Origin of the sequence: Aquimarina mycalae (genome assembly GCF_029906345.1) — a bacterium.
Taxonomy (GTDB): Bacteria; Bacteroidota; Bacteroidia; order Flavobacteriales; family Flavobacteriaceae; genus Aquimarina.
This window is the reverse complement of sequence record NZ_JARYGY010000005.1, coordinates 256,318-271,963: the sequence shown is the minus strand read 5'-3', so window position 1 is coordinate 271,963 and position 15,646 is coordinate 256,318. Positions and strand designations below refer to the sequence as shown.

17 protein-coding genes are annotated in these 15,646 nt (G+C 30.9%); 15 read left to right on the top strand and 2 right to left on the bottom strand.

Features of this window, described 5'->3' with window-relative positions; translation table 11 throughout:
* Positions 1–8: 8 nt before the first annotated feature.
* From QBK95_RS13640 to QBK95_RS13605, 8 genes are all read left to right on the top strand, one after another.
* Positions 9–1,196, top strand: coding sequence for a S41 family peptidase (locus QBK95_RS13640; RefSeq protein WP_280934680.1), 1,188 nt, complete (start codon positions 9–11; stop codon positions 1,194–1,196).
* A complete protein-coding gene (locus tag QBK95_RS13635) occupies positions 1,196–2,593 on the top strand; it encodes a sensor histidine kinase (protein ID WP_280934679.1) in 1,398 nt (465 codons plus the stop codon). Before QBK95_RS13640 ends, QBK95_RS13635 begins: the two co-directional genes overlap by 1 nt.
* Positions 2,594–2,595: 2 nt before the next feature.
* Positions 2,596–3,276, top strand: a complete 681-nt coding sequence (locus QBK95_RS13630; protein WP_280934677.1) for a response regulator transcription factor — start codon at positions 2,596–2,598, stop codon at positions 3,274–3,276.
* Positions 3,277–3,305: 29 nt separating this feature from the next.
* Positions 3,306–4,109, top strand: a complete 804-nt coding sequence (locus QBK95_RS13625) for a serine hydrolase domain-containing protein (protein ID WP_280934676.1) — start codon at positions 3,306–3,308, stop codon at positions 4,107–4,109.
* A complete protein-coding gene (locus tag QBK95_RS13620; RefSeq protein ID WP_280934674.1) occupies positions 4,069–4,518 on the top strand; it encodes a serine hydrolase in 450 nt (149 codons plus the stop codon). The genes QBK95_RS13625 and QBK95_RS13620 overlap by 41 nt, the downstream gene beginning before the upstream one ends.
* Before the next feature lie 33 nt (positions 4,519–4,551).
* Positions 4,552–5,001 carry a hypothetical protein gene (locus tag QBK95_RS13615; protein ID WP_280934672.1) on the top strand — a complete coding sequence of 150 codons (450 nt, stop codon included), beginning with the start codon at positions 4,552–4,554 and terminating at the stop codon, positions 4,999–5,001.
* Positions 5,002–5,073: 72 nt separating this feature from the next.
* Positions 5,074–5,490, top strand: a complete 417-nt coding sequence (locus QBK95_RS13610; RefSeq protein ID WP_280934671.1) for a hypothetical protein — start codon at positions 5,074–5,076, stop codon at positions 5,488–5,490.
* Between the two features lie 75 nt (positions 5,491–5,565).
* Positions 5,566–7,290, top strand: coding sequence for a M1 family aminopeptidase (locus QBK95_RS13605; RefSeq protein WP_280934669.1), 1,725 nt, complete (start codon positions 5,566–5,568; stop codon positions 7,288–7,290).
* On the opposite strand, the gene rlmH is transcribed toward QBK95_RS13605, so the two are convergent.
* Positions 7,256–7,729 (bottom strand): 23S rRNA (pseudouridine(1915)-N(3))-methyltransferase RlmH, encoded by a 474-nt coding sequence (gene rlmH / locus QBK95_RS13600; protein WP_280934667.1) that lies wholly within the window; start codon positions 7,727–7,729, stop codon positions 7,256–7,258. The genes QBK95_RS13605 and rlmH overlap by 35 nt on opposite strands.
* Before the next feature lie 94 nt (positions 7,730–7,823).
* On the opposite strand from rlmH, the gene nadC reads away from it, so the two are divergent.
* From nadC to priA, 7 genes are all read left to right on the top strand, one after another.
* Positions 7,824–8,681, top strand: a complete 858-nt coding sequence (gene nadC, locus QBK95_RS13595; protein ID WP_280934665.1) for a carboxylating nicotinate-nucleotide diphosphorylase — start codon at positions 7,824–7,826, stop codon at positions 8,679–8,681.
* Between the two features lie 2 nt (positions 8,682–8,683).
* A complete protein-coding gene (locus QBK95_RS13590) occupies positions 8,684–9,601 on the top strand; it encodes a YihY/virulence factor BrkB family protein (protein ID WP_280934662.1) in 918 nt (305 codons plus the stop codon).
* A gap of 37 nt (positions 9,602–9,638) precedes the next feature.
* Positions 9,639–10,202, top strand: coding sequence for a chalcone isomerase family protein (locus QBK95_RS13585; RefSeq protein WP_280934660.1), 564 nt, complete (start codon positions 9,639–9,641; stop codon positions 10,200–10,202).
* Between the two features lie 145 nt (positions 10,203–10,347).
* Complete coding sequence (locus QBK95_RS13580) at positions 10,348–10,911, top strand: chalcone isomerase family protein (RefSeq protein WP_280934658.1); 564 nt, start codon at positions 10,348–10,350, stop codon at positions 10,909–10,911.
* A gap of 110 nt (positions 10,912–11,021) precedes the next feature.
* The gene (locus tag QBK95_RS13575; RefSeq protein ID WP_280934656.1) at positions 11,022–11,453 is read left to right on the top strand and encodes a DUF2147 domain-containing protein; all 432 of its coding nucleotides are present in this window, start codon (positions 11,022–11,024) and stop codon (positions 11,451–11,453) included.
* Positions 11,454–11,555: 102 nt separating this feature from the next.
* Positions 11,556–12,122 (top strand): chalcone isomerase family protein, encoded by a 567-nt coding sequence (locus tag QBK95_RS13570; protein WP_280934654.1) that lies wholly within the window; start codon positions 11,556–11,558, stop codon positions 12,120–12,122.
* A gap of 113 nt (positions 12,123–12,235) precedes the next feature.
* A complete protein-coding gene (gene priA / locus QBK95_RS13565) occupies positions 12,236–14,689 on the top strand; it encodes a replication restart helicase PriA (protein WP_280934652.1) in 2,454 nt (817 codons plus the stop codon).
* Positions 14,690–14,781: 92 nt separating this feature from the next.
* Here priA and QBK95_RS13560 read toward each other — a convergent pair whose 3' ends face one another.
* Complete coding sequence (locus QBK95_RS13560; protein WP_280934649.1) at positions 14,782–15,495, bottom strand: LytR/AlgR family response regulator transcription factor; 714 nt, start codon at positions 15,493–15,495, stop codon at positions 14,782–14,784.
* Positions 15,496–15,646 lie beyond the last annotated feature (151 nt).

Genomic DNA, 15,646 nt, shown 5'->3' with positions numbered 1-15,646 from the left:
GAATAGTAATGTTAAGAATCATCATCATTGTATGTATCGTATCCAGTTCTTTTGGACAAACAAAGTATCAGAGAGATTTTGATCAGTATTGGAAAACTGTGGATCAGTACTTTGGATATTTTGATACCCAAAAAATTGATTGGAATAAGGTAAGAAGAATGTACCAACCTTCAGTGGATACAATACAAAATGATGATGATTTTATTCGGCTTTTAGAAATGACGAATAATGAGCTGTACAATGGGCATGTTGGACTTAATACAAATTTAATTTCATCAAGTAGAATGCTTCCAACAGGCACAGATCTTTGGGTTTCATACGAAAATGATCATTTTATTATTAAAGCTATTAGAGATGGTTTTCCAGCACAAGCATCAGGATTAAAATTAGGGATGCGAATAACTGGATATCACGGAATCTCAATTAAGGAAGCTATAAAAGTATATTTGCCTAAAAGCGTTGATAAGCATACTAATGAAATGTATGAGTATGCAGCCAACCTTTTAATTGCAGGAACTCATAATACCAAAAGAATAATTAATGTTAATGGATCATTAACATTCTCTCCTGAAAAAGTAAAAAACACTCAAGGCATTCATCTTGTAGAAGGAAAAATTATTGAAGGAAACATTGGATACATAAGAATAAATAATTCTTTGGGAATCAATGAAACGATCATAGCCTTTGATAAAGTAATGAATAACCTTAGAAATACAACAGGAATCATTTTGGATCTTAGAGATACTCCAAGTGGAGGGAATACTTCTGTAGCAAGAGCTATAATGGGACGTTTTATTACAGAAGAAACACCTTATCAACGCCATAGTTTCCCTTATGAACAAAAGTTGTATGATGTAAAGAGAAATACCATAGAGTTAGTTGCTCCTAGAGGTGAAAATTACTATAAACCACTTGTTGTATTATGCGGTAGATGGACGGGTAGCATGGGAGAAGGAATTACGATAGGTCTAGATGGAATGAATAGAGCAGAGGTTGTTGGAACTGATATGGCTGATTTATTAGGAGCAATTTACAATTATACATTACCAGAAACTCAAATTGGTTTTCAAATTCCAGTAGAAAAGTTATTTCATATTTCAGGACAACCAAGAGAGAATTTTATACCAAAACATTATATCTTAGATACCCAAGATCAATTGCAAAAAGCAATAGATATTATTAAAGAATCTTTATAATGAAGCAGAAAATAAATACACTTATCATTACATCAATCATAGCCTTGTTAGCTCTTTCTACTATACAAGCGTATTTGATTCATAACACGTATCAGTTAAAGAAAGATGCTTTTATTAGGAAAACTAAGAAAGCTATCAATAATATTGATAATACTAAAGAGATGGATTCCTTAGGAGAACTTTGGTATACATACTTAAGCGAAAGTCTTGCAGAATATAAAAAGAATAATATCCAGAAAAAAGAAGCGCTGAATAGTTTTAAGCCCAAAACAGATTCTTTAAACGATCTATTTATATCCTACTATAAAAATGAAATCGCTAGCCGTAATTTAGAATATGATATACAATATAAAAAGGATATTAAAAGTATCGTGATTTTTGAAGATGAAAAAATGGATACGATTTTTTCTGCTGCTTCTGGAGAAAATGTATATGTGTTTGGAGAAAAATTCTCAAAGAAAGATGAAGTTGTAATGAGTAAAGCTAGGTGGTTTACTGATTTGGATTATGAGAATGATATTAATGGAGGTATGATCGATGTTTCATTAGATATAGAAGTGAGAACGGTTGATTATATAAATATTATTGGATGGAAACGGATAGTGTTTAGTCAAATGTCAACGATATTTATAGTTTCGGTACTATTACTTCTATTTGTAGTGAGTTTATTATTCTATTCTATTAGAAATCTAATTCGTCAGAAAAAGTTAGCCGATATAAAAACTGATTTTATTAATAATATCACTCATGAACTTAAAACTCCATTGGCAACTTTAGGAATAGCCTCTAAAAGTTTAAGAAAAACCGAAATTCAGAATACTCCAGACGCCTTTTCTAACACATTGGATATTTTGGATCGTCAGAATACTAGATTACAAAAATTAGTAGATCAGGTAGTTACCAATAGTTTAGGATCAGAGGAAATTGTTCTTAAAAAAGAAAAGATTCTGGATGATACGTATTTTCAAAATGTACTTAAAGATTTTGAATTATCCGTTCAGGATAAAAATGTGAGTATTATTTCAAAGATTGAATTTAGAGAAGTTTATTTGAGTATCGATAAATTTATGTTTACCACTGCTTTACTAAATGTTTTAGATAACGCTGTCAAGTATGGTAAAGAAAAAGTAGAATTAATCTTTAGAACCTATTTAAAAGAGGATCAATATGAAATATCCATTCATGATAATGGAATAGGAATTCATGAGAAGGAACAGCGCAAGATTTTTGAAAAATTCTATAGAATTAGCAAAGGAGATGTTCATGATGTAAAAGGATTAGGGCTAGGATTATTTTATACAAGCCAGATTGTTAAAGCACATCAAGGAACTGTTACTTTAGAAAGTAAACCAGATTTAGGAACCACATTTACCATAACACTACCTATAAACGAATAATTATGCAGCATATATTATTAGCAGAAGATGATTTTGATTTCGGAAGTATCTTAAAACAATATTTAGAACTTCATGGGTACAAAGTGGTTTGGGCTCAAGATGGTAAAGAGGCTTTGCAAGTTTTCTCTCAAGAACAATTTGATATCTGTGTTTTTGATGTGATGATGCCTAAAATGGATGGCTTTACGTTGGCAGAAAAAGTGATTGAGTTAAATCCTGAAATTCCTTTTGTATTTCTTACTGCCAAAAAAATGAAAGAAGATAAAATCAGAGGATTAAAACTTGGAGCGGATGATTATATAGTTAAACCTTTTGAAGCGGATATTCTAGTGTTAAGGCTTCAGAATATTCTAAAACGTTCGCAAAGAATTCAATCTATAAGAGAAGAAGTTATATCAATTGGCGCGTATAAATTTGATCCAATTAATCACTGTTTAAAACTAAATGAAGAAAAACAAAAGCTAACTGAGAAGGAAACTATATTGATTCAATATCTATACGATCATAAAAATATAATGATAAAACGAGAAGATTTATTAAAAGATGTTTGGGGGAATGATGATTTCTTTTCAGGAAGAAGTATGGATGTGTTTATCAGTAGACTAAGAAAATATTTTAAACAAGATAAAAACATAACTATCGAAAGTGTAAGAGGAGTTGGGCTTACTTTTAATTTAGAATAAAAAGCTTACATCAATCAAAATCAAATCATATGAAAACAGTAATCAAGGGACTTATCTTTTTTATAGGGTATAGTGTCATCAGTCAAACAAATGTTCAAGAATTAGAACACCAATTAGATTCTATTTATAAGAATAGTAATATTAGTGGCTTTGGTGTTTCAGTTATCACACCAGATAAGATTCTTTTTGAAAAAGGATTTGGATATGCTGATAAGGAAGAACAAAAAGGATACACAGTTAACACAATACAAAATATAGGATCTGTTTCTAAAACATTTATAGGAATAGCACTTATGAAAGCTATTGAACAAGGTAAACTATCAGAAGATACTCCAATTAATGACATTCTTCCTTTTAAAGTAGAACACCCTAAATTTCAAGAAACACCAATTTTAGTAAAACATTTAGCAACACATACTTCTTCTATTTTAGATACAGAAGTTTATGAAAAAAGCTATGTTTTGGAGAAAGGTAGTATGTTGGATTTAGGAAATTATACAAAGACGGAACAAAAGGAATATAAAGCGATGTCTTCTAACAAGAAATATAGTCTTAAAGAATTTCTTTACAATCATTTACATATAAAAGGATCTTGGTATTCTAAGAATAATTTCAAAAAACAAAAGCCAGGAGAACGCTATGAGTATTCAAATATTGGTTCGGCTTTACTCGCTTATGTAATTGAATTAGCAACCGAAACTCCATTTGAGGAATACACTAAAAAATTCATTTTTGATAAGTTGGATATGAATAATACAGGATGGTCATACGCCTCAATTGATATGTCTAAGCATGCTAAAACGTATACAGAAAAAGGAAACGAAAATACCTAGGTATAGTTTGATAACGTATCCAGATGGCGGAATTAGGAGTAGTATTAAAGATCTTACACTATATCTACAAGAATTAATGAATGGTCATTATGGATCGGGTAAAATCCTGAAGCAGGAATCATTTGCAGAAATGATGTCCCCTAAAATATCCAAAGCACAGTTTAATACCACAAAAGAAATAAAAGATAATTATGGCTTTTTCTGGGAAGTGTCTCCAAAAGGAAAAATGGGCCATAACGGATCTGATCCAGGTATCCTTACACTGATGTATTTTAACAAAAATGAAAAAATAGGAGCTATATTTTTTATGAATACTTCTTTAGAAGAAGATAAGGAGTTAATAAAATCTGTTCAGAATATATGGAGGTCAATAAAAGTTTATAAAAATAACTATATCAGTACGATATAAAATATTTCAATCATTAATCAAAAAACGAATATCATGAGAACATTAATAGTATTAATAGCAAGTTTAATTTTTAGTTTATCTGCGATCAAAGCGCAAACAACAGAAACAAAGTCAACAAAATCTTCATCAGAATTTTCGATGTTATATGACTCGGATTCTCCTAATAAAAAATACTATAGATCCTTTACTGTGTTAGACATGGATGATGACTATAGAATAAAAGTTAGGTTTATGAAATCCTTAAAATCTAATGTAAAATCATATTTAGTAAGTCAGTTTGGAGAAGAAAAAATGAAAATCAAAGAAGATACATTTCTTTGGGTTGAAATGGTGGACGAAGAAGAGATGTATGAGATAAAATTAAAGGGAAACAAACTACGAATTAATGTTAGTAAGGAATTGGCATCTGATAAACTAATTAAAAGGTTTAAACAAGTTGGAGAAGAATTAAAAAAAATAACTTCTAAATCAGAAGAAATTTAAAATCAAATAATTACAAACATCAATCAATAATCTGTCCACCTAAGGTGGATCATTAATCAAAAAACGAGTATTATGAAAACAATCATTTTTATGTTATGTATAGCATTTGCTATACCTTCAGTGAATGCACAAACAACTTCTAACTCTAAAGTAACAGTTAAATATTCTAGTGATGATACTAGCGGGAAAGGGTATAAAATAAATATTTCTATTTCTAATACCGATGATGTTTATACATTAAACGCAAGTTTCCCATCTCATAAAACTGAAGAGGTGAAAAGGTTCTTAAATGATCACTTAGATGCAAAAATGTCCAAAAACTATGGATCTTATACCTGGAATTATAATAACCAAGGAGAAGAGGTATATAAAGTGAAACTAAGAAAAGGAAAACTATCTGTCTTTTTGGACAAAGAAGCTGTATCAATAGATCTTGTGGATGACTTGATAGATGCTTTTAATGATCTTAGGGAGCTAATTAAAGAATAATAATAGCTGCACCGCAAAGTTTGCAACGAATATAAATTTAACACGTCATTTTATTAGTCAATCAATCAATTTAATATGAGGAATATAGTGATACTTGGGTTGGTATTCGTTGCATTACTTTCCTGTAACAGAACAGATATTAAAACAATCTCTTACAGAATTTCGCCAATAACAAAAGACAGCTTGTCTATGCTGAAGGTTAACATGTCTTTTGAAGCAGATTCTGGAGGAATTACAAAACTGTCATTTCAAAATGAAGCTTGGGGTGAAAAGGACATTTATAATTGCATTAAGGATATGCAGTTGCTAAATGAGAAAGGAAATGTTACAGTTAATAAAGATAGTGGGTGGGTAATTATAGAACACCCTAAAGAAGTACGACTCTTAGATTTTGAATATACTTTAAAGCAGGACCGTAAAGGCCTTAGTTCTAAGACCAGGTACAGGCCGATAATTAATGAAACTTATTTTCATATTTTTTCTCACAACATGTTTATGCTTCCTTCATATTTAGGACCTAATCCTGATGATGTGCTAAATATAGAATTACGTTGGGAAGATTTTCCTGATGACTATGTAATTCATAATAGTTTTGGTAGTCAAAAAAAGTACCAATTGATTGAAAATATTGAAAAAGAGGAGTTTCATACTGCTATTTTTGTTGGAGGTGATTTTAGAACTTTTAAAAACAATGTAAAAAATAACGAAGTGATTCTGGCAACAAGAGGAAAATGGGTTTCCTATGCAGATAAAGATATTTCCAATCTCTTAAAAACTACTATCGAAGCTCAGAGAGATTTTTGGCAAGATCATACTCAAAAATATTTTACTGTAACGATGCTTCCATTCTTTCAAGAACGTGGTAGTGGATTTGGTGGTACAGGATTAACCAATTCTTTTGCTACAACCGTTTCTAACAATAAGAATACTTCTATCGATCAAATGGTTTATCTTTTTAATCATGAGCTAATGCATAATTGGATAGGTAACACTATACAAAATGAAAATGAAGAAGAGCAATATTGGTTTAGCGAAGGTTTTACAGAGTATTATACCTTTAAAAATATTGCTACTCATAAAATAAACAATCTGGATGCAAATTATTTTGTTGATGAGGTCAATAGAACCATTAGAGATTTATTCACTTCTCCTGTTGCCTCAAGCCCTAATTCTGAAATTACCTACGATAATTATTGGTCAGACAGACATTATGGTAAACTTCCGTATTATCGAGGAGCGGTTTATGCATTTATTTTGGATCTTAAAATCCAAAAGGACTCTAACGGAAAACACAGTTTAGATAATATAATGCAAGATATCTTTAAATCGTCCATAGATCAGAATCAAAAAGTAAACTCAGCATTCTTTAGAAAAGTGGTTAATAAGTACCTGAAAGAAGATATTTCTTCATTTCACAAAACACATATTATTGATGGCGAATTAATAGAGTTAGACAAGATGTTTAATCAATTTGGATTAGAATATATACCAGATACAGATGTTTTCGATTTAGGATTTAAAGAAAATTCAGAAACGTATAAAGTCTTAGCTGTAGATAGCACATCTAATGCATATAAAGCAGGGTTAAGAGAAGGAGATCAAATTGTATGGAGAAGCATCTATTATGGCAGAGTGGATAAACAAGTAGATCTTAATATAATTAGGAATAAAGATGAAAAAATAGATATAAGCTATTTGCCTGTTAAAAGAGCACTGATTCCACAATTAAAAAGAGGAATACATAATAGGGATCGATTATTTAACCCTAACGATGATGATAAGGTTCATTTTTTAGAATAGTAAATCCGCGATACAATTGTTCAATAAAAAATAAACGAATCATTTGATGCGAAAAGGTCATTTTAGATAGAGAAAGCTTTCCGTTTGCGCGATTGTATACTTCTGGACTAAACCCATAAGGACCACCGATAACAAAGATTAATTGTTTAATACCACTATTCATATGTTTTTGTAAAACTTCAGAAAAGTGCACAGAATCGTATTGTTTACCATTTTCATCCAATACTATCAAAACATCAGAAGTTGTTGTTTTGTCTAGAATAAGTTTTCCTTCTTTATCTTTTTGTTGTGCTTCACTTAGATTTTTTGCATTCTTTATATCGGGTATGATTTCAAAAGTAAATTTGACATAAAACCCCAATCTTTTTATATAATCAGCAATAAGACTTTCTAGTAGTTTATGATCTGTTTTACCGACAGCAATTAATTTTATGTTCATCTTCTAATTTTTTATACAAAAGATAAAATGAAAAAACTCTTTACGAGTAAACTTCCGACTTCTTTTTTTACTTTAGCAAAAATAACCATTCAATATGATTACTAAAGCTCAATTTGATAACGAAATTGAATTAATAATTGCTAATGCCATTAGAGAAGATGTAGGAGATGGAGATCATAGCTCTTTAGCATGTATTCCTGATTCTGTGCAAGGAAAAGCTAAATTACTAGTGAAAGACGAAGGGATATTGGCAGGAGTAGATTTTGCCAAAAAAGTATTTCACTATGTAGATCCCGAAATGAAGGTAGATGTAAAAATCGAAGATGGATCAAAGGTAAAATATGGTGATATTGCTTTTTATGTTTCTGGAAGCTCTCAGTCTATTTTAAAAGCAGAAAGATTAGTGCTTAATGCAATGCAGAGAATGAGCGCTATTGCTACAAAAACCAATAAGTTTGTACAATTATTAGACGGTACAGGAACTAAAATTTTAGATACTAGAAAAACCACACCAGGAATCAGAGCATTGGAAAAGTGGGCGGTAAAAATTGGCGGAGGCGAAAATCATAGGTTTGCGTTGTATGATATGATTATGCTCAAAGATAATCATATTGATTTTGCAGGTGGTATTACAAATGCTATAGAAAAAACAAAAAAATACCTTGCCGATACCAATCGAGATTTAAAAATTATAGTCGAAGCTCGCGATTTAAATGAGATCAAAGAAATATTAAAAACTCCAGGAGTATATCGGATATTGATTGATAATTTTGATTATGAAGACACCAGAAAAGCAGTAACACTTATTGGAGATATCTGTCTAACTGAATCTAGCGGTGGGATTAATGAAAAAACAGTTCGTAAATATGCAGAATGTGGAGTAGACTATATAAGTAGTGGAGCACTTACACATTCGGTATACAACCTGGATTTGAGCTTGAAAGCCGTATAAATATGTCAAAGGCAGTTGAAGATAAACTAAACAAAATACCCTTAATTAATATTTTGGTCAAGATTGGTAAGAAAATCATTCTTCCTGGTTTTGAAGGACTGTCACTGTATGATTTAATCGAAATTTACACCATAGGTATTGTAAAAGGAACATTTTCTGCAAGGGCTAGTTCTATTTCTTGGAGCTTTTTTTTATCACTGTTTCCTTTCTTACTGTTTTTATTAAATCTAATACCGATTATTCATATAGATGGATTTCAAGAAAGTTTTTTCGAGTTTATAACTTCTGCATTACCAAATCAATCTAAACTATTTTTTGAAGAAATATATAATGACATTTCTTCTAATCCTAGAGGAGGTTTATTATCTACCGTTTTTGTATTATCACTGTTTTTGATGACCAATGGAATTAATACAGTGTTTTCAGGATTCGAGTATTCCTATCACGTTACTCTTAATCGTAATTTTGTGAAGCAATATATCGTAGCTTTAGGAGTGTCTTTAATTGTGGCATCGTTATTGTTAATCACCGTTATAGTGACATTGTATTTTAGTTACTTACTAGAAAACCTGAAAGAAATGGGTGTAATGGACAATACTGTTTTTTGGCTTCAGTTTGGTAAGTATGGACTATTTGTTTTGATGATTTTTCTTATTGTGGCTACACTTTTTTATTTTGGTACCACAGAAGGTAAAATGAACAGGTTTTTTTCACCAGGAGCATTTATGACTACAGTACTTATCATTGTAACCACCTATTTGTTTGGTATTTATATTGATAACTTTTCAAATTACAATAAATTATATGGTTCTATAGGGGCAATGCTTATCTTAATGGTGTATATCTGGCTTAATGCTAACCTGTTATTATTAGGCTTTGAATTAAATGCATCACTTATTAAATTGAAAAAGAATTTTTAATATATTTAGCCACATACAAACATTTAATTTAATAAAAATGAAAAAATTAAGCTTATTATTTATTCTTTTAGTAACTGTAGGAACCTCTCAGGCACAAACCAAAGTTGGAGACGCTACATTGCCGAATACGGTAACATTTAGTGGAGAAAACTTGACGATTAATGGAGCAGGAATGAGAGAGAAGTTCTTTTTTGATATTTATGCTGGAGGATTATATCTTAAGAAGAAAAGTGCTAGTGCTAATGCAATTGCTGCCGCAGATGAAACGATGGCAATCAAATTACATATTTTATCAGGAATGATGTCAAGAAGCAAAATGGTTACTGCTTTAAGAGAAGGTTTTAAGAAATCTACAAATAATAATACAGCTGCAATTGATAAAAGAATTGATACGTTTATTGGATTTATAAAAGACGAAATTGAAGTAGGTCAGATATACGATATTGTATATGAACAAGGTAAAGGTAGTGTGATTTATAAAGATGGTGTAGAAAGAGGACATGTAGAGGGATTAGACTTTAAAGAAGCGCTATTTAATATCTGGATTGGAGATAAACCAGCAGACAAAGGATTAAAAAATGAAATGTTAGGTGCTTTTTAGGATAAAAAGCGCTATTTTAGCGACGAAATACATAAATTTAACGTTTTTTTTACTTTTTACTATGCATGCATAATAGATTTTTACTACTTTTGTAGTAAAAGGAAAAATTTAATATTAATACACCCCAAATAACACTTTAACGCGAATGAGAAAAATTATTTTACTATTTATTGCACTTATCTCTTTATCTAATGCTACGGCACAAATTAGAGTAGGTAAAGCTGTATTGCCTTACGAAGAAAATTTCGGAGGTACTGATCTTAAGTTAAACGGAGCGGGGATGCGTGAAATGCTCTGGATTGATCTTTATGCTGGTGGACTTTATTTGCAGAATAAAAGTAAAGATCCAAGAGTAATTCTTGATGCAGATGAAACAATGGCTATAAAATTAAATATAGTATCAGGTTTTGTTACTCAAAAGAAAATGATAAAGGCCGTACGCGACGGTTTTAATAAAGCTACTTTTGGTAATACAAAAGCTCTAGACGAAAGAATTAATAAGTTTATTAAATTTTTTAATGAACCTATTGTGAAAAATGATGTTTTTGATATTGTATACATAAAGGATACAGGTATTAAGGCTTTTAAGAACGGAAAAGAGCTTGGTGTTGTCGAAGGGCGTGACTTTAAATATGCATTATTTAAAATATGGCTTGGTGATGAGCCTGCTAGTGAAGGAATTAAAAACGGAATGCTAGGATTACAGTAATTCTTTTTTAATAAAAGTAAAAAACAAAAAAGCTATCTAAGTCTAGATAGCTTTTTTGTTTTCACCATATTTTTTATATTGAAATCGTAAACATAAAACTCCATATCCAAATGAATATTTCTAATTTTTTGATTATTACAGCATTCTTATTAACCAGTTTTGTAAATGCGCAACAAGAAATTGTTGGTAAATGGAAGACCATTGATGATAATACTGGTGAACCTAGATCGATAGTAGAGATCTATAAAAAAGGAGATAAACTATATGGTAAAATCCATCGAATTTTAAAAGAATCTGATCGCAATAGACTTTGTACAGAATGCGAAGGAGATGATTATAATAAGCCTGTAGAAGGGATGGTTATTCTTAAAGATTTAGAAAAAGATGGAGATGAATATGATGATGGCACTATTATGGATCCCGAAAATGGAAAAGTATATAGATGTAAAATTTGGGTAGATGAAGATAACCCCAACGTACTGAACGTGAGAGGGTATATAGCATTTTTGTTTAGGACTCAAAAGTGGATTAAAGTATCTTGATTTGTACCTCAAAATTCTTTTTAAAGAAAACTTTAACATTTCATACTGTTAGTTTTTTTGAAATTACATAACTAACCCTCTGTAATTTAAATAAACGAAACCATGAAAAAAATAATTACCCTATCTATCTTATTAGTTGTGACAACCATCGCAACTGCTCAAATCAGAGTTGGAGACGCAGTAGTTCCTTATAAAGTTACTTTTGAAGGAGAAGAACTTACACTTAACGGAGCTGGTGTTCGTAAAGTATTAGGAGTTGAAACATACTCAGGAGGATTGTATACAGTAAACAAGTATAGTGACGACAGAAAGGTTCTGGACGCTGATGAGAGTATGTCTATTCGATTAGTTATCAATTCTAAAAAAGTAACAAACAAGAGAATGGTCAAAGTATTCAGAAAAGGTTTTGATGATGCTATGTTCGGTAATACTCAAAGTTTAGATGCCAGAATTGATAAATTTTTAGAATTATTTGGTAGTAGCACACAAATCAATGACTTTTTTGACTTAGTATATATAAAAGGAAAAGGTATTCGAACCTTTAAAAATGGCGAAGAAGTTGGTTATATAGAAGGAAGAGATTTTAAATACGCATTATTTAAAATCTGGTTAGGAGATGAGCCAGCTTGTAAACTTATCAAAGGTGGAATGCTTGGACAGAACGGATAAATAAGATTGCCTCAAAATAAATAAAAGCCTGATCAATTGATCAGGCTTTTATTGTTTATATATTTTAAGTTTCTTCATCTAAAGATGTATTTTTGTTTGAATTAAAAGTGTCAATGAAGTATTTTATAGATGTAATTCTTCCTATCCCTCTTGATAAAGAGTTTACCTATAGTATCAATAAAAATGAAGCTTCATTCCTGAAACCAGGAATGCGAGTGGCCGTACAATTTGGTAAAAGTAAGGTGTATGCTGCTTTGGTTGCAAGGGTTCATCAAACAGCTCCTCAGATATATGAAGCCAAAGAAATAGAACATATCTTAGATGAGACCCCAATAGTCACAATACATCAATTAGAGCTTTGGTCCTGGATTGCAAAATATTATATGTGCACAAAAGGTGAAGTGATGCGGGCAGCCTTACCAAGTGCTTTTTTATTAGAGAGTGAAACGATTATTCTAAAAAATGATACATCTGAAATTGAAGAAAGTATTTTAAAAGATGATGAGTTCTTGATTTATGAAGCTTTGCAGCATCAAAGCTTACTTCGAATACAAGAAGTCATGAATATTATTGGTAAGAAGAATGTACTTCCGATAATAAAAAGATTAATTGAAAAGCAAGTTATTACGGTTCAAGAAGAAATCTATGAACAATACAAACCTAAAATAGTTAGATATGTGAAATTACATAACGACTATAATAAAGAAGATGCGCTACAATTGTTACTAGATTCATTAACACGTGCTCCTAAGCAAAAAGATATTTTAATGCATCTATTTATGTTACAGGCTAAAAGTAATAAAGATATAAAGGTTGGAGAGTTAACTAAAGTGGCAAATAGTAATGCTACAGTAATTAAAACATTAATTAATAAAGGTATTCTAGAAGAGTATCATTTGCAGACGGATAGAGTTCAATACCAAGGAGAAGTCGTTAGTGGAACAAAAGAACTAAATACGTATCAAAAACAAGCACTTCAAGAGGTTAAAAGTAGTTTAATAGAAAAGGAAGTTTGTTTATTACACGGAGTGACCTCTTCTGGAAAAACAGAAGTTTATGTAAAGTTGATCGAAGAACAATTGCAAAATGGTAAACAAGTCTTGTATTTGTTGCCAGAAATAGCATTGACTACCCAGCTAATAACAAGATTGCAGGAGTATTTTGGAGAAAAACTAACCGTTTATCATTCTAAGTATTCAGTGAACGAAAGAGTAGAGGCCTGGAATAATGTTAAAAATACGAAGTCCAAAGCTCAAATCGTAATAGGAGCAAGGTCTTCTATTTTTCTTCCGTTCACTAATCTAGGATTAATCATTATTGATGAAGAGCATGAGAGTTCTTTTAAGCAATATGATCCAGCTCCTAGATATCATGCCAGAGATACAGCTGTAGTTTTGTCCAGCCAGTTTAAAGCAAAGGTTGTATTAGGTTCTGCTACACCTGCTTTAGAAACCTATTATAATACTACACAAGGTAAGTATGGCTTGGTAGAATTAAACCGAAGATATGGTGACGTACTTATGCCAGATATCAATTTAGTTGATCTTAAAACAAAGTATAAAAAGAAAGAAATGACAGGGCATTTTAGTGATACCTTGTTAACAGCTATTCAAGAAGCTCTTAAAGAAAATGAACAGGTAATTTTATTTCAAAATAGGCGTGGATATTCTCCAGTGGTAGAATGTAATACCTGTGGACACTCACCGCAATGCCCTAATTGTGATGTGAGTCTTACGTATCATAATCACCGTAATCAATTAAGATGTCATTATTGCGGATATCATATCGCTATGTTGCAAAAATGTATGGCTTGTGAAAGTACAGAGCTGTCTACTAAAGGTTTTGGAACTGAACAAATAGAAAACGAACTGAAAGAGCTATTTCCTGATCATACTATTGGCAGAATGGATCAAGATACTACAAGAGGTAAGCATGGGTATGAGAAAATCATAAATAAGTTTGAAGAAGGAGAAATAGATATTCTGGTAGGAACGCAGATGCTTACCAAAGGATTGGACTTCAGAAATGTAACACTGGTAGGGATTATGAATGCAGACAACCTGCTTAATTTTCCTGATTTCAGGGCGCATGAACGTAGTTTTCAATTAATGCAACAGGTATCTGGACGAGCTGGTAGAACAAAAAAAAGAGGTAAGGTACTAATCCAGACATACAATCCTTATCATCAGATTCTTCAGCAAGTATCTGTAAATGATTTTGCAGGAATGTATAAAGATCAAATAGATGAAAGATATCAATATAAATATCCACCGTTTTATAGAATTATTAAAATCACAGGACGCCATAAAGATTATAATAAAGTAAATGAAGCTACATTATGGTTAGCTAAATCATTGGCAATTACTTTTAAAGAACACGTGTTAGGTCCAGAATTCCCTCCGATTTCAAGGATACGAAATCAGTACAATAAAAATATTTTAATTAAAATACCACAAGGGCAATCACTTGCTAAGACAAAAGAAGTAATCAAAAAAATTCATACATCTTTTAAAAGTATTAAAGAATTTTCTGGAGTGAGAGTAATTATTAATGTAGATAATTATTAATTTGCGGATACTAAAAAGCATAAATAGGCTATAAAATAAAAACTCCCATTTCTAGAAATGGGAGTTTTTATTTTATAATGAACATTTTTTTTCTAACTACTTAAAGCTTCAATTAAAGAATGCTTTTTGTGTCGACTTAATGGGATCTTTTCGTCAGCGATTTCGATGTTACGACTATTGTATCGTTCCACTTTATCAAGATTCACTATATATGACTTATGTATTCTAAGAAAACGATCACTTGGTAATTCAGCCTCAAAGGATTTCATTGTAGCCAATACAACAATAGGATCACCGTCTTCCATTATAAGTTTTACATAGTCACCTAGTGCTTCCACATATTTTAGTTGACTTAAAAATATTTTACGTTTCTTAAGATTACTTTTTACAAAAATATAATCATCATCTTCTATAGCCGCTTGCTCAGAATTTAAACGAGACATACTTAAGGCTTTTTCTACAGCAGCATTAAATCGATCTTTTTTAAGAGGTTTTCTTAAATAATCAATAGCATCATAGTCAAAGGCTTTAAAAGCATATTTAGTTTTTCCAGTAACAAAAATGATATGAGGTTTATTTTCTAAATCATCCAAAAGATCAAATCCAGTAAGAATAGGCATTTCAATATCTAGGAATAGCAAATCTACCGGAGTATCTAATAAACCATTTTTTGTCTCAATAGCATTGTTCCACTCCGCCACTAATTCTAGGGATGAATGTTCATCTATTAATTTAACAATAGCTAGTCTTTGCAGACGAGAATCGTCTACTACTGCACATTTTAATTGAGATTGTTCCACTTGCATAGGTTAATATTCTATACAATATTAATGAATATATATTATTTCCACAAACATTTTACGCTTTTTGTCGATAAAAAAGGTGTTTCGTCGGGATGTTTTTTAGTTTGAAAATCAAAAAAATAGTGTTACTTTTGCAGCCAATTTAATTAAAAAT

Coding starts and splice junctions, on each gene's coding strand:
- QBK95_RS13620 (WP_280934674.1), top strand. CDS start 4,069: ATGCTAAAACGTATACAGAAAAAGGAAACGAAAATACCTAGGTATAGT.
- QBK95_RS13580 (WP_280934658.1), top strand. CDS start 10,348: ATGAGAAAAATTATTTTACTATTTATTGCACTTATCTCTTTATCTAAT.
- QBK95_RS13605 (WP_280934669.1), top strand. CDS start 5,566: ATGAGGAATATAGTGATACTTGGGTTGGTATTCGTTGCATTACTTTCC.
- QBK95_RS13590 (WP_280934662.1), top strand. CDS start 8,684: ATGTCAAAGGCAGTTGAAGATAAACTAAACAAAATACCCTTAATTAAT.
- QBK95_RS13610 (WP_280934671.1), top strand. CDS start 5,074: ATGAAAACAATCATTTTTATGTTATGTATAGCATTTGCTATACCTTCA.
- QBK95_RS13640 (WP_280934680.1), top strand. CDS start 9: ATGTTAAGAATCATCATCATTGTATGTATCGTATCCAGTTCTTTTGGA.
- QBK95_RS13615 (WP_280934672.1), top strand. CDS start 4,552: ATGAGAACATTAATAGTATTAATAGCAAGTTTAATTTTTAGTTTATCT.
- QBK95_RS13560 (WP_280934649.1), bottom strand. CDS start 15,495: ATGCAAGTGGAACAATCTCAATTAAAATGTGCAGTAGTAGACGATTCT.
- QBK95_RS13635 (WP_280934679.1), top strand. CDS start 1,196: ATGAAGCAGAAAATAAATACACTTATCATTACATCAATCATAGCCTTG.
- QBK95_RS13630 (WP_280934677.1), top strand. CDS start 2,596: ATGCAGCATATATTATTAGCAGAAGATGATTTTGATTTCGGAAGTATC.
- rlmH (WP_280934667.1), bottom strand. CDS start 7,729: ATGAACATAAAATTAATTGCTGTCGGTAAAACAGATCATAAACTACTA.
- QBK95_RS13575 (WP_280934656.1), top strand. CDS start 11,022: ATGAATATTTCTAATTTTTTGATTATTACAGCATTCTTATTAACCAGT.
- priA (WP_280934652.1), top strand. CDS start 12,236: ATGAAGTATTTTATAGATGTAATTCTTCCTATCCCTCTTGATAAAGAG.
- QBK95_RS13570 (WP_280934654.1), top strand. CDS start 11,556: ATGAAAAAAATAATTACCCTATCTATCTTATTAGTTGTGACAACCATC.
- nadC (WP_280934665.1), top strand. CDS start 7,824: ATGATTACTAAAGCTCAATTTGATAACGAAATTGAATTAATAATTGCT.
- QBK95_RS13585 (WP_280934660.1), top strand. CDS start 9,639: ATGAAAAAATTAAGCTTATTATTTATTCTTTTAGTAACTGTAGGAACC.
- QBK95_RS13625 (WP_280934676.1), top strand. CDS start 3,306: ATGAAAACAGTAATCAAGGGACTTATCTTTTTTATAGGGTATAGTGTC.